14 protein-coding genes are annotated in these 18,635 nt (G+C 63.2%); 3 read left to right on the top strand and 11 right to left on the bottom strand.

The genetic code is table 11. The features are described from left to right. Nucleotides 1-115 precede the first annotated feature (115 nt). The 4 genes from AC13FW_RS09510 to rluD are packed head-to-tail and all read right to left on the bottom strand — an operon-like array spanning nucleotide 116 to nucleotide 2,814. A complete protein-coding gene (locus tag AC13FW_RS09510; RefSeq protein ID WP_482988895.1) occupies nucleotides 116-517 on the bottom strand; it encodes a thiol-disulfide oxidoreductase DCC family protein in 402 nt (133 codons plus the stop codon). Then, nucleotides 510-1,049 (bottom strand): DUF4166 domain-containing protein, encoded by a 540-nt coding sequence (locus AC13FW_RS09505; protein WP_482988894.1) that lies wholly within the window; start codon nucleotides 1,047-1,049, stop codon nucleotides 510-512. The genes AC13FW_RS09510 and AC13FW_RS09505 overlap by 8 nt, the downstream gene beginning before the upstream one ends. Continuing rightward, the gene (pgeF, locus tag AC13FW_RS09500; RefSeq protein ID WP_482988893.1) at nucleotides 1,046-1,825 is read right to left on the bottom strand and encodes a peptidoglycan editing factor PgeF; all 780 of its coding nucleotides are present in this window, start codon (nucleotides 1,823-1,825) and stop codon (nucleotides 1,046-1,048) included. The genes AC13FW_RS09505 and pgeF overlap by 4 nt, the downstream gene beginning before the upstream one ends. Next, nucleotides 1,825-2,814, bottom strand: coding sequence for a 23S rRNA pseudouridine(1911/1915/1917) synthase RluD (rluD, locus tag AC13FW_RS09495; protein ID WP_296252647.1), 990 nt, complete (start codon nucleotides 2,812-2,814; stop codon nucleotides 1,825-1,827). The genes pgeF and rluD overlap by 1 nt, the downstream gene beginning before the upstream one ends. A 117-nt stretch (nucleotides 2,815-2,931) precedes the next feature. Here rluD and AC13FW_RS09490 point away from each other — a divergent pair, with 117 nt between their 5' ends. Beyond that, entirely contained in the window at nucleotides 2,932-3,816 is an 885-nt protein-coding gene (locus tag AC13FW_RS09490) for an outer membrane protein assembly factor BamD (protein WP_296252643.1), read from the top strand. Between the two features lie 452 nt (nucleotides 3,817-4,268). On the opposite strand, the gene AC13FW_RS09485 is transcribed toward AC13FW_RS09490, so the two are convergent. The 5 genes from AC13FW_RS09485 to sucC all read right to left on the bottom strand — a co-directional run bounded on the left by AC13FW_RS09485 (nucleotide 4,269) and on the right by sucC (nucleotide 12,265). Next, on the bottom strand, nucleotides 4,269-6,878 hold the full coding sequence (locus tag AC13FW_RS09485; RefSeq protein ID WP_482988892.1) for a TonB-dependent receptor: 2,610 nt from the start codon (nucleotides 6,876-6,878) through the stop codon (nucleotides 4,269-4,271). Nucleotides 6,879-7,385: 507 nt separating this feature from the next. Continuing rightward, on the bottom strand, nucleotides 7,386-9,023 hold the full coding sequence (locus tag AC13FW_RS09480; RefSeq protein ID WP_482988891.1) for an NAD+ synthase: 1,638 nt from the start codon (nucleotides 9,021-9,023) through the stop codon (nucleotides 7,386-7,388). A 1-nt stretch (nucleotide 9,024) separates the two neighbouring features. Beyond that, complete coding sequence (locus tag AC13FW_RS09475; protein ID WP_482988890.1) at nucleotides 9,025-9,405, bottom strand: endonuclease domain-containing protein; 381 nt, start codon at nucleotides 9,403-9,405, stop codon at nucleotides 9,025-9,027. A gap of 793 nt (nucleotides 9,406-10,198) precedes the next feature. Then, complete coding sequence (gene sucD, locus AC13FW_RS09470; protein ID WP_282267250.1) at nucleotides 10,199-11,074, bottom strand: succinate--CoA ligase subunit alpha; 876 nt, start codon at nucleotides 11,072-11,074, stop codon at nucleotides 10,199-10,201. A gap of 21 nt (nucleotides 11,075-11,095) precedes the next feature. Continuing rightward, nucleotides 11,096-12,265: an ADP-forming succinate--CoA ligase subunit beta gene (gene sucC, locus AC13FW_RS09465; RefSeq protein WP_057629765.1), complete on the bottom strand. Its 1,170-nt coding sequence runs from the start codon at nucleotides 12,263-12,265 to the stop codon at nucleotides 11,096-11,098. Nucleotides 12,266-12,526: 261 nt separating this feature from the next. Between sucC and AC13FW_RS09460 the strand changes: the two genes are divergently transcribed. Together AC13FW_RS09460 and AC13FW_RS09455 are read left to right on the top strand one after the other, a co-directional pair. Continuing rightward, complete coding sequence (locus AC13FW_RS09460; protein WP_282267247.1) at nucleotides 12,527-14,152, top strand: sensor histidine kinase; 1,626 nt, start codon at nucleotides 12,527-12,529, stop codon at nucleotides 14,150-14,152. Between the two features lie 58 nt (nucleotides 14,153-14,210). Then, entirely contained in the window at nucleotides 14,211-15,611 is a 1,401-nt protein-coding gene (locus tag AC13FW_RS09455; protein WP_482988889.1) for a sigma-54-dependent transcriptional regulator, read from the top strand. A 236-nt stretch (nucleotides 15,612-15,847) separates the two neighbouring features. Here AC13FW_RS09455 and pilB read toward each other — a convergent pair whose 3' ends face one another. Further along, the gene (gene pilB, locus AC13FW_RS09450) at nucleotides 15,848-17,578 is read right to left on the bottom strand and encodes a type IV-A pilus assembly ATPase PilB (protein ID WP_296247014.1); all 1,731 of its coding nucleotides are present in this window, start codon (nucleotides 17,576-17,578) and stop codon (nucleotides 15,848-15,850) included. Between the two features lie 121 nt (nucleotides 17,579-17,699). Then, on the bottom strand, nucleotides 17,700-18,629 hold the full coding sequence (galE, locus tag AC13FW_RS09445) for a UDP-glucose 4-epimerase GalE (protein ID WP_482988888.1): 930 nt from the start codon (nucleotides 18,627-18,629) through the stop codon (nucleotides 17,700-17,702). Nucleotides 18,630-18,635 lie beyond the last annotated feature (6 nt).

The following is an 18,635-nucleotide window of genomic DNA, read 5'->3' as shown; positions in this document are numbered from 1 at the left end:
CGCAGGCGGGAGAGGGGCTAGTGCACTACGAGCGCAAGCAATGCGAGCCCCTCTCCCGTTTACGGGAGAGGGATTGGGGTGAGGGGAAGCTCCTGGCAAGCAGAACCCAACCCACTCAATCCAAGAACCGCCCGCGCTGCTCCGCCGTCGGCAGAAAACAGCTGTCATGCCGCCCAAACCAGCGGTAGCGGTTGCGCGCCAGCCATCGATACGCGGGATCCCGCACAGAAGCCGGTAACACCCGCGCAAACCCAGCCAGGCGCCACGCCCCGCCCAATCCGGTCACCACCCGCAGAATCGCGTCGGTGTCGGTATACGCCACACCCTCGGCGACCAACAGGAACGACAAAGGATCGTCCGGATCCAGCCCGTGCGCAGCCAACAGCGCCCGCCCCTGCCCGCCCTGCATCGCCGCGAACCGGTAGCGACCGGCCCGATCGAACCGCAGCAGAAAGCGCACCCAGCGGCTGCACAACGCGCAGACGCCATCAAACACGATTACCGCAGGCTCAGCCATGCGCCTCCTCCGCCAACAGCCACCCTTCGTACCGGATCAGCCGCCCGATCAGCGGCATCGACACATCCACCAGGAATTCATAGCGCCCGGCCTGCTCACGCTCGCGGCAATGCACCTGCACGAACCAGCGGGTCGGCAACGGCAACACACCGAATGCCCAGGCACGCTCGGCCCGCCACAGGATCTGGCCAGCTTCTTCGCGCAATCCGAAACGGAAGCGCACCGCGCCAAGCTGCTCGAACAGCTGTCCATCGCGTTGCCACAGGCGCGAAGCCATGCGCGCGGGGCCGAATTGGCGGTTCCAGCGTTCTCCGCTGGCATCAACCACGAACTCCACCGTCACCGGCACGCTGGAGGTTGGCGGCAGCCGCGCCAGCCAGGCGCAGGGCGCGACCAGCCAATGGCTGCCGCGCAGGACTTCACCCTGCCCGCTCCAGCGCTGATGCGAGGGGATCGAATGCAGCGCACGCACCTGCGGGGCCAACTGCCCGAACGCAGGGCCCAGCACCTGCGCAAACAGCGGCGCGGTCAAGGCTCCATCCACACCAGGGTGGCGATACGGCCGCTGCGTTGGTCGCGACGGTGCGAGAACCAGCGCTGCGGGTCGGCCATGGTGCACAGGTCGCCGCCGTGGATCGCGGACGACTGCATGCCTGCAGCAACCAACCGCTGCCGCGCCAGCCCGGGCAGGTCCACTTTCCAGTGGCCAGGCCGGGTCGCTGCGAAGTGGCTCTCAGCGGCGCTGGAATGCGCCAGAAAGGCCTCGCGCACGTCCATGCCGACCTCGTACAGGGCCGGCCCTGCCGCGGGGCCTATCCATGCTACCAGCGCCTCGGCGGGCGTATGCATCGCGGCCAGCGTGTTCTCCAGCATGCCGCGCGCCAATCCACCCCAGCCGGCATGGGCAGCCGCCACTTCGCTGCCGTCGCGGGCGGCGAACACCACCGGCAGGCAGTCAGCGGTGAGGATGGCCAGCACCACGCCGGGCACCGAGGTCACCGAGGCATCGGCGGTTGGCTCGGCGTCCAGCCCCTGCGCCTGCGGTGGCGCGTCGAAACGCAGCGCCACGCTGCTGTGCACCTGGCGCAACCAGTGCGCCGCCGACGGCAGCTTCGCCAGTTGATGCAGTTCGTCGCGGTTTCGCTGCACCTGGACCGGATCGTCGCCATCGGCGGCGGTCCGGTTACCCAGGTTGAAACTGTCAAACGGGGGCTGCGAGCCGCCTGCGCCATGGCGCATCGTGGTGAAGGCCCGCACCCCTGGGGGCGCGGGCCAGTCGGCCAGCCACAGCGGGCTCGCCTCCGCCATTACCAGCGGCCCCGCTCGCGCTCGGCGAAGGCCTTGGAGTCCTCGCGCAGCGCCTTCATCAGCGCCAGCAGATCGGCCGGAACCGGCGCGGTGTTGCTGATGGTCTCGCCGGTGATCGGGTGCTGGAACTCCAGCGTCTCGGCGTGCAGGGCCTGGCGCTTGAAGCCGCGCAGTGCCGCGACCAGCTCGTCGGTGGCGCCCTTGGGCAGCTTCAGCGAGCCGCCGTACAGCGGGTCACCGACGATGGCGTGCTTCAGGTGCGCCATGTGCACGCGGATCTGGTGGGTACGGCCGGTTTCCAGGCGGCATTCCAGCGCGGTATGGGCGCGGAAGCGTTCGCGCAGGCGGTAATGGGTCACCGCTTCCTTGCCGTCCTCGCGCACGCCCATCTTCAGGCGGTCGCGCGCATGGCGGTCGATCGGGGCATCAGCGGTACCGCCGGAGACCAGCGCGCCGACCACCACCGCCAGGTACTGGCGATGCACCTCGCGCGCGGACAGCTGCTCAACCAGCGCGGTCTGTGCCTGCACGGTACGGGCCACCACCATGACGCCGCTGGTGTCCTTGTCGAGGCGGTGGACCACGCCGGCGCGCGGCACCTTGGCGATCTCCGGGTCCCGGAACAGCAGCGCGTTGAGCAGGGTGCCGCTGGGGTTGCCGGCGCCGGGGTGGACCACCAGGCCGGCCGGCTTGTCGATCACGAACACATGCTCGTCCTCGTACAGGACCGACAAGGGGATGTCCTCTGGCAGGGCATGGACTTCGACCTCCAGCACCGCATTCAGGGTGGCGATCTCCCCACCGCGGACCGGGTCGCGCGGGCGCACGGGCTCGCCATCGAGCAGAACTGCGCCGGATTTGATCCATTCGGTCAGGCGCGAACGGGAGAATTCGGGGAACAATTCGGCCAGGACCGCATCGAAGCGACGACCGGCGGCGGAATCGGGAACCTGCGCGTGGCGCGGGCTGGAAGAGGTGTTCTCGGACATGGGCAAAGACCGGCTAAAGACGAAATTATGGGGTCCAGGCGACAACAGTCAGTCGCAGGACAGGCCACTAGGCTATCATCGCCCCTTCGTATTCCTGCCGCGTCCTGCCCTGAACCCATGATCCGACGCTCTTCGCTGCTGTCCGCGCCCGTCCGCCTCACCGCCCTGCTGCTGGTTTTGGTCTTCGTCGCCACTGGTTGCCACCGCGGCGCCAAGAAGGACGCCGATGAAGGCGCGCCGGTCGAACAACTGTTTGAAAAGAGCCACAAGCTGATGGAGGGCGGCAACTGGTCCGGCGCCGAAACCAGCTTCAAGCGCTTGATTGCACAGTACCCCTACGGTCCGTACACCGAGCAGGCGATGATCGAAAGCGCCTATGCCCAGTACAAGGCCGGCAAGAACGATGACGCCGTGTCGAGCATCGACCGCTTCATCCGCACCTACCCGACCCACCGCAACATCGCGTACCTGTACTACCTGCGCGGTCTTGCCAACGGCAACCGCGATACGGTTTTCCTGCGCCGCGTATGGTCGCTGGACCCGAGCCGCCGCGATCTGTCGACCCCACGCCAGGCCTATGCCGATTTCAACATCGTCACCGAGCGCTACCCGAACAGCCGCTATGCCGCCGATGCGCGCCAGCGCATGGTCGAACTGCGCGACGTGTTCGCCCAGCATGAGCTGGATGACGCCCTGTACTACGCCCGTCGCGGCGCCTGGGTGTCCGTGGTTGGCCGCGCCAACTACCTGCTGGAGACCTACCCGCAGAGCGCCTTCCAGTACGACGCCGTCGCGCTGCTCGGTGAGGCCTACACCAACCTCGGCAACAAGACCCTGGCCGACGACGCCCGCCGTGTGCTGCAGCTGAACCAGCCCGAGCACCCGTGGCTGGCCGGCAACTGGCCGAAGTACCCGTGGATGATCCGCAAGCTAAACCCGTTCGCGGGTGAACGCTCGGTGGCCACCGGCCAGAGCAATGCCACGATGAACCGCGGCAAGTAAGCTGCTTCGGTAGTGGTGGTATCAGAAAGGGGCCTTAGGGCCCCTTTCTTGTTTATGGGATTCGGCAGCGGGGAGTTGAGAGCTGTGGCTGTGGCTGTGGCTGTGGCTGTGGCTTGGGCTGTGGCATTCCCTTCTCCCGTTTGCGGGGGAAGGTGCCCGTAGGGCGGATGGGGGGAGCTTTGGGCTTTGGGCTTTGGGCTTTGGAACTCCGGCAGTCGTTGCCCAGGTTCACCATCCCGGCTTCGCCCTGCCCTCACCCCAACCCCCGCTCCGCGCCCCGGCCCTTGCGCTGGCGCAAGGTCGTTCAAGGAGCAGCGAACCAGTGGTTCGCAAGCTGCTCCTCTCACCCCGCAAGCGGGAGAGGGGCTTGCAAAGCGCGCACTGGCAGTACGCCCCAAAAAAAAGCGGCCCCGTCTCCAGGGCCGCTCCACATCACTCAAACAATCTCAAACTCAGAAGCTCTGCGTATACCGCATATACAACTGTCGGCCGTAGCCGTTGTACAGATAGTTGTTGAAGTTGGTCGGCGAGTACGCCACGTCGTACACCGGCGCCTTGTTGGTCAGGTTGCGCACGCCCAGCGAGATGCTCGCCTTCCACGGAGTGTTGTAAGCGAATTGCAGGTCATGGGTGATGTAGGCCCCACCACAACGCTTCACGTAACCCTCGGACTTCAATTCCGAGCAGCTGTAGTCGCCCTGATAGTAGTCCACGTAGTAACCCGGCTCGTAGCCGATCATGTTCATGGTCCAGGCCACGCTCCAATCGCCGCGCTCCCAGCGCGTGTTGAGGTTGGCACGCCATTCCGGATAACCGCTGGTGCCCACGTATTCGTCCGAGCCGTAGCGGCTGTCGACCTTGTAGCTGTGGGTCCAGGAACCCTGCAACGACGACGTCAGCTTGCCCCAGTTGTCGAAGTCGAACTGGGTGCGGATGTTGAGGTCCACACCATCGGTCTTGACCAGACCTTCATTGCCGTAGCCGGCATATACCGACTGGATCGAACCGTCGGTATTGCGCACCACCGACAGGTTGTCCGGCAGGAACTGGCCCAACTCGGTACGGTTGATCACCGTCTGCGCGGAATACCACTTGATCTGGTTCTCGATCTTGGTATTCCAGTAGTCGACAGTGACATTGGCCCATGAGAACGGGTCATACACCACGCCAAAGCTGAACTGCTTGGAGGTCTCGGCCTTCAGGTCCGGATTGGCGACATGGTAGCCATTGATCTGGATCGAGCTGGAAGCAGCCAAGCCGTAAGCCAGCGCCGTGGCTTCATCGGTCACCGTATCGGCAGAGAACGCGGTCTGCTGGTTCAGCGCCTGCAAGGTGGGCGCGCGGAAGCCTTCACCGTAGGAGGTACGGAAGGTCAGGTTCTGCAACGGCTGGTAGCGCAGCGACAGCTTGGGAGAGGTAGCGTCACCAAAGTCGGAATAATCGTCGTAACGCAGCGCCACGTCCGCCGAGAAGTTGTTGAAGATCGGCAGGCTCCACTCGGCATAGACCGAACTCAGGGTGCGATCACCCCAGGCCGAGTTGCCGGAGGAACCACCAACATTGCCGGCGGCAGACTGCTGGTCGTAGATGTCCGAGTAGTCGTGCTTGCTGTACTCGCCGCCGACCGCCAGCGCCGACACGCCGCCGGGCAACTCGAACAGATCCGTGGTCAACTGCGCGTTGACCTCCTGCTGCTTGTAGTAGGTATTGCGGTTGATGGTGGTGGCGATGGCATCAAGCACCGCAGCCGAGTTGGAGTACGGATCAAATACGTTGTACTCACCCGATTCGAAATATTTCTCCGCCACCGGGATGTTCACGTAGTTGTAGCCGGTGATGGTTGCGCGCGACTCATTGCTGCGCACGCCGAAATCAACCGCGGTGCTGTCAGTCAGCTGGCCATGCAGGCTGAGGTTGACGTCATGGCTGTTCTCATCGGTATAGGTGAAACGATTACCCAAGGCGGCGAAGCGGTGCTTGATGTAAGCATCCTGGCCGGTGGTGTTGTTCGGGCTGTCGGCGCTGACGAAGATGCTTTCCGGCACCGGCGCGTAGACGCTGTCGCTGTTCTTGCGGTTGACGTAGATGTCGGCGTTGACGGTCCAGACATCGTCGATGCTGTACTCGCTGCGCAGGAACAGGTTCTTGTTCTTGATGCTGGCGGTATCAGCCATGTCGCCGACATAGTTGTACAGGCAGCTGGTGCGGCCAGTGCTGCTGGTGCTCTCGTAGAAATTGGTGCCCGAGCAACCACCCGGCACCACCGAGCTGTTGTTGGTGTAGAGGTTGGAACCGGGAATGGTGCTGCCATCGGCGGCAGTCAGCACATTGAGGTAATTATTGGAATACGAGGAGCCGGCCACCGTATCCGACCAGGGGTAATCGCGCACGAAACTGATCTTCTGGTTGGTGTAGGAGATACCACCCATCACCGAGCCGCGCTCACCTGCGGCACCAAACAGCACCGAGCCTTCCGATGCATCGCCACCGTACTTGTTGTCGGTGATGCCAGCGCTGACCTGGAACCCTTCGTAGTTCTTGCGGGTGATCACATTGACCACGCCACCAATGGCGTCGGCCCCGTAGATCGCCGATGCGCCGTCGGTCAGCACTTCGATGCGCTCCACTGCTGCCGCCGGAATCGAACTCAGGTCCTGCCCTTCGCCGGTCAACGGCGATACCGCTGCGCGGCGACCGTCGATCAGGATCAGGGTGCGGCCTTCGCCCAGCCCGCGCAGGCTCAGGCCCGCGAACGATTGCGCCGAGCTGCCGGAGCTCGGCACGAACGAACCAAAGGAGTTGAAACTGGAGCTCTGCAGGATGTCGGCCACAGTGGCCTTTCCGCTTACTTCGATGTCCTCGCGGCCGATCACGGTAATCGGCAATGCACCTTCCACGTCTGCACGCTTGATGCGCGAACCGGTGATCTCGATGCGGTCCAACGTGGTCGCGTTGCCGTTCGCTTGAGTTTCCTGCGCCAGCGTTGTTCCGCTGATGGACAGGCCAATGGCAACAACCAGGGCGCCCCGGCGCAGGCCGGAGTTCAACTTATTCTTTTTCATTGTTAGCGTGTTCCAGATGAAGAAGGACACGTCCTGATCGCTCAGAACCGTTACTGGGACGCTGCGCTGGATGACACCAATCGCATCGGCCTGACGGAAAATTAACGATCGAATTTCGCCGCTGTTTTTCGCTGCGTGGCAGCAGGCACGGTGATTCTTGTCATACCGTGTCAGCCAGCCTCAAACGCGCCATGTGCGTCGCACGCGCGCATAAAAAATGCCACTGACAGGGCAGTGGCAAGGAGAGAGAGATGAACCGGTGTTTTCTTGTGGCTCCATCCTGCATCCCCAACATGTTGAGAATTTGTCCAAAACCGACGTTATTTCGTGAAGAGATTGCTGGATTGCCACACGCCAGGCGCCATCCAACCCAAACTGACATGGACCACCACATCCGCACCGGGAAAGCGCACACTCGATGCGGCCTGGGAGGTCACAGTCCCAATGCGGCACAGACAGAAGGGGCCTGCTGGCCCCTTCCGTTTACACCTGCCGGCGGCCAGACGATCAGCCGCGATAGCCATTGGTGATGGGATAGCGGCGCTCGCGGCCAAAAGCACGCCGCGACACCTTCGGTCCCGGCGCAGCCTGATGGCGCTTCCACTCGCTGATCCGCACCAGCTTCAGCACCCGGTCCACGACGTCCGGCGCATACCCGGCAGCTACAATGTCCTCGCGCGACTGTTCCTGATCAATGAAGCGGTACAGGATGCCATCCAGTACATCGTATGCCGGCAGTGAGTCCTGGTCGGTCTGGTTCTCCCGCAGCTCAGCCGAGGGGGCGCGGCTTATCACCGCTGGCGGAATCACCGGCGCGCCACCCACCGTATTGCGCCACTTGGACAGGCCGTAGACCTCCGTCTTGTACAGGTCCTTCAGCGGCGCATAGCCACCGCACATGTCGCCGTAGATGGTGGCGTAGCCCACCGCGTACTCGCTCTTGTTGCCGGTGGTCAGCACCAGGCCGCCAAACTTGTTGCTCAGCGCCATCAGAATCACGCCCCGGCTGCGCGACTGCAGGTTTTCCTCGGTGACATCGGCCGCCTGCCCTTCGAACATGGCCGACAACGACTGCATCAAGCCCTGGAACGCCGGCTCGATCGGCACCGTCTCCAGCTTTACACCGAGCGCACGGCATTGCTCCACCGCCAGATCATTGGACAGGTCAGCGGTATAGCGCGACGGCATGCTGACTGCGGTGACGTTGTCGGCACCCAGCGCATCGACCGCCATCGCCAGCACCAGCGCCGAGTCGATGCCCCCTGACAGCCCCAGCCATACCTTGCTGAAACCGTTCTTGCCGCAATAGTCCTGGATGCCGCGGGTAACCGCGCGCCAGGCCAATGCATCCATGCTTTCATCGCCATCATCAATCCAGCGCAGCGGCATGAAATTGCGCCCAGCGACGTTGTATTCGACCACCAGCATTTCTTCGGTGAACGCCACGGCAGCCGGATGCACGGTGCCATCGCCATCGGCCACAACCGAAGCGCCATCAAATACCACCGCATCCTGGCCACCAACGGTGTTGACATAAGCGATGGCCGCGCCGCTCTCGCGGCTGCGCTCGGCCAGCAGCGCATCGCGCTGGGCGTGCTTGCCACGTTCGTATGGCGAGGCGTTGGGCACCAGCACCAGTTCGGCGCCCGCTTTGACAGTGGCGGCCAGCGGTTCGGCGAACCACAGGTCTTCACAGATCACCAGGCCCAATTTCACACCGTTGACCTCGAACACGCAGTTGCCACGGTCCGGGTCCACGTCGAAGTAGCGTCGTTCGTCGAACACGGCGTAGTTGGGCAGCTCGCGCTTGCGGTAGGTAGTGGCGACGGCACCATCACGCAGCACGCTGGCGGCGTTGTAGACCACCGTGCCGGCAGTCTGCGGCCAACCAACCACGGCGACGATGCCCTGCACTTCTGCGGCAACCCGCGCCAAAGCCTGCTCGCAGCTGGTCAGGAAGCCGGGGCGCATCAGCAGGTCTTCCGGCGGATAGCCGCTGATGGCAAGTTCCGGGAACAGCACCACATCGGCACCGTATTCGTCACGCGCCTCCTGCATCAGTTCGATGATGCGGCTGGCGTTGCCGTCCACGTCCCCGACCGGGAAATCGAACTGGGCCAGGGCGATGCGTAGCGATTCGGACATATCAACAACCTTCTGCTTGGCCCCGCACCCTGCGGGGGCTTGGTGTTACCGATGCCGCCCGCAGGATGCTTTCGCAGACCGCGGCGGTATGGCTCAGGGCCTCATTATTCCAGAAGCGCAGCACGCGGTAGCCGTTGCGTTGCAGGAAGGCGTCGCGATGGGGGTCGTTGGGGTCGGATGCGTGTTGGCCGCCGTCGAGTTCGATGACCAGTTTTTGCTCCAGGCAGACAAAATCCACGACATAAGGCCCGACGGGGTGTTGCCGCCGGAACTTGAAGCCGACCAGGTGGCGGCCCCTGAGGAGATACCAGATGCGCCGCTCGGCATCGGTCATGCGCCGGCGCAGGGCTCGGGCGCTGTTGGTTTTGCTGCCGTTGCGCATGGTTGCCTCCTTTGCAGGGAGACGATTACCTGGCAAGGCGGTGGTTGAAATCAGGGAAAGCGCGCTTTTGGATGTAACGATTTTGGGCTTTTGGGGCGCTGCCTTCGAGGTGACAGATAGCGATGGGAGAGGCTAACGGCAAGAAGCCAAAGCTTCCCCTCACCCCTACCCCTCTCCCGCAGGCGGGAGAGGGGAAAGCAACTGCCAGAGCTAGAGCTAGAACCAGAGCAACTGCCACAGCCACAGCCAGAGCCAGAGCCAGAGCCAAAGCTACAGCCAGGGCAAAAGATGAGCTTTAGCCAATGATCTAACGTCGACTTGGACTTCAGCTCTGGCCCCGGCTGTGGCAGTGGCAGTGGCTGTGGCAGTGGCTGTGGCACTGGCAGTGGCACTGGCACTGGCAGTGGCAGTGGCTTTGGCTTTGGCTTTGGCTTTGGCTTTGGCTTTGGCTCTGGCTCTGGCTTTGGCTTTGGCTGTGGCTTTGGCTGTGGCTGTGGCTGTGGCTGTGGCTGTGGCTGTGGCTTTGGCTTTGGCTTTGGCTTTGGCTGTGGCTGTGGCTGTGGCTGTGGCTGTGGCTGTGGCTTTGGCTGTGGCTGTGGCTGTGGCTGTGGCTTTGGCTGTGACTTGGGCTTTGGTTCTGGCTGTCCCCTCTCCCGCCTGCGGGAGAGGGGTAGGGGTGAGGGCAGGCTCTTAGACGTTGCTTCTGTTCTTGGCTTTTACCCCTGATCACCCAACCCCAAAAACAAGAAAGGCCACCCGAAGGTGGCCTTTCTCAAATCACTGAAGCGCAGTCTTACTTGACCAGCTTCGCGATGGCAGCGCCCAGGTCGCCCGGCGAACGGACGGTGACAACGCCAGCAGCTTCCATCGCTGCGAACTTGCCCTCAGCCGTGCCCTTGCCGCCCGATGCGATCGCACCAGCGTGGCCCATGCGCTTGCCGGCCGGAGCCGATGCACCAGCGATGAAGCCGACAACCGGCTTCTTCACGTGGTTCTTGATGTACTCGGCACCGGCTTCTTCAGCGTCGCCGCCGATTTCGCCAACCATGATGATGCCTTCGGTCTGCGGGTCTTCGTTGAACAGCTTCAGGCAGTCAACGAAGTTCAGGCCGTTGATCGGGTCGCCGCCGATACCGATGCAGGTCGACTGGCCCAGGCCCACTTCCGTGGTCTGCTTGACCGCTTCATAGGTCAGGGTGCCCGAACGCGACACGATGCCGATCTTGCCCGGCATGTGGATGTGGCCCGGCATGATGCCGATCTTGCACTCGCCCGGGGTGATCACGCCGGGGCAGTTCGGCCCGATCAGCACGGTGTCCGGATGCGAACGGGTCAGCACGTTCTTGACGCGCAGCATGTCCAGCACCGGGATGCCTTCGGTGATGCAGACGATGACCTTGATGCCGGCAGCAGCGGCTTCCAGGATCGCGTCAGCCGCGTACGGCGGCGGCACGTAGATGACCGAGGCATTGGCGCCGGTGCTCTGCACGGCATCGGCCACGGTGTTGAACACCGGCAGGTCGATGTGGGTGGTGCCGCCCTTGCCCGGGGTCACGCCGCCGACAACCTGGGTGCCGTACTCGATCATCTGAGTGGCGTGGAAGGTGCCCTGCTGGCCGGTAAAGCCCTGCACGATCACCTTGGTGTTCTTGTTGATCAAAACTGACATTGGATTTCCTTCGGTGTCGGATCAGGCGGCGTTCTTGACAGCTTCAACGATCTTCTTGGCGCCATCGTTGATGTTGTCAGCCGGGATGATGGCCATGCCGCTATCACGCAGCAGCTGCTTGCCTTCTTCCACGTTGGTGCCTTCCAGGCGCACCACGACCGGAACCTTGACGCCCACTTCCTTCACGGCAGCGATGATGCCTTCGGCAATCATGTCGCAACGGACGATGCCGCCGAAGATGTTGACGAAGATGCCTTCGACCTTGTCCGAGGACAGGATCAGCTTGAAGGCTTCAATGACGCGCTGCTTGTTGGCACCGCCGCCCACGTCCAGGAAGTTCGCCGGCTCGCCGCCGTTGAGCTTGATGACGTCCATGGTCGCCATGGCCAGGCCTGCGCCGTTGACCATGCAGCCGATGTTGCCGTCCATGGTGACGTAGTTGATGTCCAGCTCCGAAGCGATCACTTCGGTCGGGTCTTCCTGGGTCTTGTCACGCATGGCGACCAGCGCCTTCTGGCGGAACGCGGCGTTGTCGTCGCTGTCGAACTTGCCGTCCAGCGCGTACAGGTTGCCGTCGTCCAGGATGGCCAGCGGGTTGATTTCAACCAGCGCCAGGTCCTTTTCGTTGAACAGGCGGTACAGGTTGACCATGATGCTTGCGAACTGGCCAGCCTGCTTGGCGGTCAGGCCCAGCTTGAAGCCGAAATCACGGCCGTGGTAGCCCTGCACGCCTTCAACGAAATCAACGTTGAGCGAGTGGATCAGTTCCGGGGTCTCGGCAGCAACCTGCTCGATCTCCACGCCGCCTTCCGAAGAAGCGATGTAGGTGATGGTCTTGGTGCCACGGTCAACCAGCACCGACAGGTACAGCTCCTTGACGATCTCACCGGCGGTGGTCACCAGCACCAGGTTGACCGGCAGCTCGACGCCTGCGGTCTGGTAGGTGGCCATCTTGGTGCCGAGCATCTTGGCCGCAGCGGCCTTGACGTCGTCGGTGGTCTTGCAGAACTTGACGCCGCCAGCCTTGCCGCGGCCGCCAGCGTGGATCTGAGCCTTGACCATCCAGGGGCCCTGGCCCAGCGACTGGGCAGCAGCTACAGCCTCGTCCGGGGTCGCAGCGACCTTGCCGGCCGGGACCGGGATGCCGTATTCGGCAAGCAGTTGTTTTGACTGGTACTCGTGGAAATTCATGCGTCACCGTGGGAATAGGAACGACCGCACGCATCTCCTCGGGCCCCGGCTTGGGGGCGCCGGCAAGGACTGCGGCGGGCCCACTATTGTGGCCGAGCCAGCGCCGGGGCGCAAAGAAGTCTGTACAAATGGCCAAGTCCGGCATGTTTTCTGGCGATTTTTCAGCAACTTGCCTCTGAATAGGGGGCGCCGCGCGCGTGTCGTGCAGCAGCCCGTGCGCACCTATACTTGATGGGTTAACGCTTGGATAGGAGTTCCGGCTTGGCCCCCAGCACCTCGCTCATAGACCGCATCGAATCGATACCGCGTCGCGAGCTGTATTTCTTCGCCCTGTACCGGGTGCTGATCGCCACCCTGCTGGCTGCGCTGGTCTTCAGCCCGCTGACCCCGTTCGCAGGTGAGGCGCACCAGCTGCGGTTGGCCGAAACCGTCACCATCCTCTATCTGCTGGTAGCCCTCGCACTACTGGCCTGGGGCCGCAACGAGCGCTGGTTGCAACCGATCGTGTTCGGCAGCCTGCTGGTCGACATCACCGCAGCCACCCTGCTGAGCCATGCCCTGCCCGGCGCCAGTGCCGGCATCTCGATGTCGCTGCTGTTCAACATCGCCGCGGCCGCCCTGCTGCTGCCGCTATCACGCGCCATGCTGCTGGCGCTGCTGGCCGCTGCCGCCAGCGTCACCGAGTATGTGTGGCAGGCATTCGAAGGCAGCGACAACCTGCGTACGCTGGCCGAGCTGGCGATGTTCGTCACCAGCTATCTTGCACTGGCCTTCATCGCCTACCAGATCGGCAGCCGCACCCGCCGCACCCAGCAGTTGGCCGATCAACGTGGCGCAGAAGTAGCCAACCTGTTCGAAGTGAACGAGCTGATCATCCGCCGCATGCGTACCGGCGTGCTGGTGGTGGACACCAGTGGCCAGATCACCCTGGCCAACGAGGCGGCGACCGCCCTGCTCGGTGACATGGAGGGCGCGCTGGCCACCGAGCGTGTCGCGCTGAGCATTGCTTCGCCTGAATTGGCGCGGCGCCTGCAGCGCTGGCGCAATGGCTGGCATGAAGACGAACAACCGCTGCAGCTCGCCCCCGAGCAGGCCGAAGTGCTGCCGCGCTTTGCGCGCCTGCTGGCCGACAGCGATATGTCGCTGATCTTCCTCGACGACACTACGGTGGTCTCACGCCGGGCCGAATCACTGACCCTCTCGACCTTGGGCCGTTTCTCCGCCAGTCTTGCCCATGAGATACGCAACCCGCTGGCGGCCATCAACTATGCCACCCAGCTGTTGGAGGAGTCCGAGGACATAGGCGAGGCCGACCGGCGCCTGCTCCAGATCATCCACCAGCAATGCCAGCGCACCAATGGCATCGTCGAGAGCGTGCTGGCGCTGGCCCGACGCGAACGGGCAAATCCCGAAAATCTGGACCTGGCCGCCTTCGTCCGCCGCTTCGTGATCGAGTACCGGCAGACGCTGTCACTTGAAAACGACAGTCTGGAAGCGGTGATCCGCGAGCCATCGGTGATAGCGATGATCGACCCCCGTCACCTGCACCAGGTACTGACGGCCCTGGTCCACAACGCCCTCAAATATGGCCGGATCGCCGATGAAGCGGCACGTATCCGCATCCGTGTCGCCTCGGCCGAACGCAACGCGGTCATCGACATCATGGACCGCGGTCCGGGCATTCCTGATGCCATCGCCAGCCAGCTGTTCCGGCCGTTCTACACCACCTCCGAACATGGCACCGGACTGGGCCTGTACATCGCCCGCGAGCTTTGCCGGGCCAATCAGGCCCAGTTGGACTATGTGTCGATTCCCGCTGGCGGTGCCTGCTTCCGGCTGACCCTGAGCATCCCGAAAACCGCATTCACCCGCGGCGAGCGCCAATGAGCGGTTTCTGGATGCAATCGTTTGTAGACATGCCTCCACCTCGGCTATCGTTCCATTCATGAACGCAACACATAGCGCCCTGATCGTCGATGACGAACGCGACATCCGTGAGCTGCTGGTCCTTACCCTTGGCCGGATGGGCTTACGGATCAGTACCGCCGCCAACCTCGCCGAAGCCCGGGAACTGCTGGCCAGCAACCATTTCGACCTGTGCCTGACCGACATGCGCCTGCCCGACGGCAATGGCATCGAGCTGGTCACCGAAATCAACCGCGACCATCCCTCCACTCCCGTGGCGATGATCACTGCCTTTGGCAGCATGGACCTGGCGGTGGAAGCCCTGAAAGCCGGCGCCTTTGATTTCGTCAGCAAGCCGGTGGACATCAATGTGCTGCGCGGCCTGGTCCGGCATGCCATCGAGTTGAACAACGAAGCCCGTCCCAGCACCCCGCCACCGCCGGAAAACGCCACCCGCCTGCTCGGCAGCTCGCCGGCAATGGATGAGCTGCGCGCGACCATCAGCAAAGTCGCACGCAGCCAGGCACCGGTCTACATCCTGGGCGAATCAGGCGTCGGCAAGGAACTGGTAGCCCGTACCATCCACGACCAGGGCGCGCGCGCGGCCGGCCCGTTCATCCCGGTCAACTGCGGCGCCATCCCCAGCGAACTGATGGAGAGCGAGTTCTTCGGCCATCGCAAGGGCAGCTTCACCGGCGCCCACGCCGACAAGCCCGGCCTGTTCCAGGCAGCCAGTGGCGGCACCTTGTTCCTGGATGAAGTCGCCGAGCTCCCCCTGCAGATGCAGGTCAAGCTGCTGCGCGCAATCCAGGAAAAATCGGTACGCCCGGTAGGCGCCGCCACCGAAGTCACCGTGGACGTGCGCATCCTCTCGGCCACCCACAAAGACCTGGGCACCCTGGTGCAGGACGGGCGTTTCCGCCACGACCTGTACTACCGCATCAACGTCATTGAATTGCGGGTGCCACCGCTACGTGAACGCCGCGGTGACCTGCCGCAGCTCGCGAGCACCATCCTGAATCGCCTGGCGCTGGCGCAGGGGCAAAAGCCACCGCGACTGGCGGCGTCGGCACTGGAAGCATTGGATGCCTACTCCTTCCCGGGCAACGTCCGCGAACTGGAGAATATCCTTGAGCGCTCGCTGGCCCTGGCCGACAGCGACTGCATCGACGCCAGCGACCTGCGCTTGCCACAGCCGCAAAGCGCCACGCCACGCGCTCCCAGCGGCGAACCCCCGGCACCTGCTGCCGTCCCCCAGGAAGCCGTTGTCGACATCGACCCGGCCAGCGCTGCCCTGCCCTCCTACATCGAGCAGATGGAGCGCACGGTGATCCAGAAGGCCCTGGAAGAAAACCGCTGGAACAAGACCAAGACCGCAGCCCAGCTCGGCATCACCTTCCGCGCCCTGCGCTACAAGCTGAAAAAGCTGGGCATGGAGTAGGCAAGCCCCTGAAAGCCAGGTAGAGCCAGGCCATGCTCGGCAACGAGCCCCCCCCTGTAGGGCCGAGCCATGCTCGGCTGGGGGCTGCACATGTAGAGCCGAGCCATACTCGGCTGGGGCTGCACATGTAGAGCCGAGCCATGCTCGGCTGGGGCATTACCGGGAGAGCTTCTGCCGAGCATGGCTCGGCACTACAAATGCCAAACATCGCCGAGCATGGCTCGGCACTACAGGGCTTAGTCCTTGGTGACGCGGTTGATCTCGGCCAGGCTGGTAATGCCCTGCGCCGCCTTCACCAATGCCGATTGCCGCAGGTCATTGACGCCGATCTTCTGCGCAGCTTCAGCAATATCCATCGCATTGCCACCCTGCAGAACGATCGCTGCAATGTCGTCGGTCATCGGCATCACCTGGTAGATACCGGTACGGCCCTTGTAGCCTTCGGTGCACTCCTCGCAGCCGACCGGCTCATGGAGATTTATGCCCTTGGCGATCTGCTCGGCGGTAAAGCCTTCGGCCAGCAACGCGTTCTCCGGCAACTGCTGCGGACGTTTGCAGTTGCTGCACAGGCGCCGCGCCAGACGCTGGGCGATCACCAAGGTCACCGACGAGGTGATGTTGTAGGGCGCGATGCCCATGTTCATCAGGCGCGCGATGGTCTGCGGCGCATCGTTGGTATGCAGCGTGGACAGCACCATGTGGCCGGTCTGTGCGGCCTTGATCGCGATTTCGGCGGTCTCAAGGTCACGGATTTCGCCGACCATGATGATGTCCGGATCCTGTCGCAGGAACGAACGCAGCGCCGCCGCGAAGGTCATGCCACGCTTGTTGTTCTGCTGCACCTGGTTCACGCCAGGCAGGCGGATTTCAACCGGATCCTCGGCGGTGGAGATATTGCGAGTATCGTCGTTGAGGATGCCCAGCGCGGTATACAGCGACACCGTCTTACCCGAACCGGTGGGGCCGGTGACCAGCACCATACCGTAAGGCTTGTGGATGGCATCCAGAAAAAGCTTCTGCTGATCCGGCTCGTAACCCAGCTTGTCGATACCGAGCTTGGCAGCGCTGCCGTCGAGGATACGCAGCACGATCTTTTCACCGAACAAGGTCGGCAAGGTACTTACACGGAAGTCGATCTGCTTGGTCTTGGACAGATTGAGCTTGATGCGCCCATCCTGCGGCACGCGTTTCTCGGCGATGTCCAACTGCGACATCACCTTCAGACGCGCGGCGATGCGCTGGTTCAACTTGACCGGCGCCTTGGCCACGGTCTTGAGCAGGCCGTCGATACGAAAACGAACCCGGTAGTCATCTTCATAGGGCTCGAAGTGAATATCCGAGGCCCCCTTGCGGATCGCGTCCACCAGGGCCTTGTTGACGAATTTGACGACCGGCGTGTCATCACCCTTGGCATCAACGCCGGTGTCGCCACCGCCCCCCATGTCCTCATCGCCGGCCGCGATATCCAGGTCGCCCATGCCTTCATCGTCGCCACCAAGTCCTTCTCCCAGCGACTCATTGCTGGCCAACCAAAGACCCAAGGTACGTCGGATCTGCTCCTCATCGACCAGAATAGGCTCGACCACCAGGTTGGTCTGGAATTTGATCTCATCCAGCTGCTGGGTCGGGTTGCTGGTGCCGATGAAGAGCTTGCCGCCACGCTTGAACAGCGGCAACACATGATGCTTGCGCAGCAACTCCTCGCTGACCAGCTTCATCGCGTTCTGGTTGGGATCGAACACCGACACGTCCAGCAACGGCATACCGAACTCCATCGCATTGGCAGCGGCCATATGCGAGGCACTCACCAGCTTCTTGTCAGCCAGCCACTGTGCCAACGGCACCTTGGCCTCACCCGCCTGGGCCATGGCGGTGCGAGCCACCGATTCTTCCAGCGCCCCGTCCTGGACCAGACGACGGGCGATGCCGGTGATGCCAACCAAGTTGGCGGTGACAGCAGTATTCATGGTTTCCCCTGGCCGGACGGTAACGGGTCAATTGTACCCAGAGCCGCCGTTCATGCACGCATCCCCAGCCAATACACGTCATCGGAGCGAAGCCTGCCGAGGAAGTCACCCGGCCAGCAGCTCACCACGGCTGGGCCCGATGCCAGCGCCAAGCCGATTCAATGATCTCCGCCAGATCCGTGTAGCGCGGCTGCCAACCCAGCACATCACTGGCCTTCCGGCTGGAAGCCACCAGCACCTCCGGATCCCCTGCACGCCGTGCGGCCACCGTGTAAGGCACCGCCCGGCCCACGACGGCAGCTGCAGCATCAATCACCTGTCGCACAGAAAAACCTTGCCCGTTGCCCAGGTTGAAGACATGTGCCCCTTCGGCCGAGCTAAGGAACTGCAACGCCGTCAGGTGTGCCTGAGCGAGATCCTCCACATGGATGTAATCACGCACGCAGGTGCCATCGATGGTTTCGTGGTCATCGCCAAACACCATCAACGGCGGTACCGTCCCCAGCACCGAGCGCAGCACATTGGGAACCAGATGGGTTTCGCAGGCGTGCGATTCGCCAATCCGCGCATCGTGCGCCGCACCGGCCGCGTTGAAGTAACGCAACGCAACCGAGCGCAGGCCGTAAGCATGGGCAGCGTCGGTGAGCACCTGCTCCACCATCAGCTTGCTGCTGCCATAGGGGTTGATCGGCTGTCGCGGGTGATCTTCGCCGATCAGCCCTGCCAGCGGCCGGCCATACACCGCCGCACTGGAGGAAAAAATGAATTTCCGCACATCATGCCGCCGCATGGCATCGAGCAGGTTCAATCTCCCGACCACGTTGCTGCGGTAGTAGCCATACGGCTGTGCTATCGACTCGCCCACCAGCGAACTCGCGGCGAAATGGAACACCGCTTCAAACCGGCGCCCTTCAAAGGCCTGGTCCACTGCAGCCTGGTCCAGCAGATCGGCCTGGATCAACTCACCCCATTGCACGGCCTGCTGATGCCCGGTGGACAGGTCATCCAGCACCACCACCGTGATCCCCTGCTCAGCCAGCAAGCGAGCCATATGGCT

The sequence above is a fragment of the Stenotrophomonas sp. 21LCFQ19 genome, from assembly GCF_056861425.1.
Note: the sequence above shows the minus strand (reverse complement) of the source record. Positions and strands in the feature narration are given on the sequence as shown.

What these genes read in the sequence shown, in the direction of transcription:
- AC13FW_RS09510 (WP_482988895.1), bottom strand. Translation starts at nt 517, where the DNA reads ATGGCTGAGCCTGCGGTAATCGTGTTTGATGGCGTCTGCGCGTTGTGC.
- pgeF (WP_482988893.1), bottom strand. Translation starts at nt 1,825, where the DNA reads ATGGCGGAGGCGAGCCCGCTGTGGCTGGCCGACTGGCCCGCGCCCCCA.
- rluD (WP_296252647.1), bottom strand. Translation starts at nt 2,814, where the DNA reads ATGTCCGAGAACACCTCTTCCAGCCCGCGCCACGCGCAGGTTCCCGAT.
- AC13FW_RS09490 (WP_296252643.1), top strand. Translation starts at nt 2,932, where the DNA reads ATGATCCGACGCTCTTCGCTGCTGTCCGCGCCCGTCCGCCTCACCGCC.
- AC13FW_RS09485 (WP_482988892.1), bottom strand. Translation starts at nt 6,878, where the DNA reads ATGAAAAAGAATAAGTTGAACTCCGGCCTGCGCCGGGGCGCCCTGGTT.
- AC13FW_RS09480 (WP_482988891.1), bottom strand. Translation starts at nt 9,023, where the DNA reads ATGTCCGAATCGCTACGCATCGCCCTGGCCCAGTTCGATTTCCCGGTC.
- AC13FW_RS09475 (WP_482988890.1), bottom strand. Translation starts at nt 9,405, where the DNA reads ATGCGCAACGGCAGCAAAACCAACAGCGCCCGAGCCCTGCGCCGGCGC.
- sucD (WP_282267250.1), bottom strand. Translation starts at nt 11,074, where the DNA reads ATGTCAGTTTTGATCAACAAGAACACCAAGGTGATCGTGCAGGGCTTT.
- sucC (WP_057629765.1), bottom strand. Translation starts at nt 12,265, where the DNA reads ATGAATTTCCACGAGTACCAGTCAAAACAACTGCTTGCCGAATACGGC.
- AC13FW_RS09455 (WP_482988889.1), top strand. Translation starts at nt 14,211, where the DNA reads ATGAACGCAACACATAGCGCCCTGATCGTCGATGACGAACGCGACATC.
- pilB (WP_296247014.1), bottom strand. Translation starts at nt 17,578, where the DNA reads ATGAATACTGCTGTCACCGCCAACTTGGTTGGCATCACCGGCATCGCC.
- galE (WP_482988888.1), bottom strand. Translation starts at nt 18,629, where the DNA reads ATGGCTCGCTTGCTGGCTGAGCAGGGGATCACGGTGGTGGTGCTGGAT.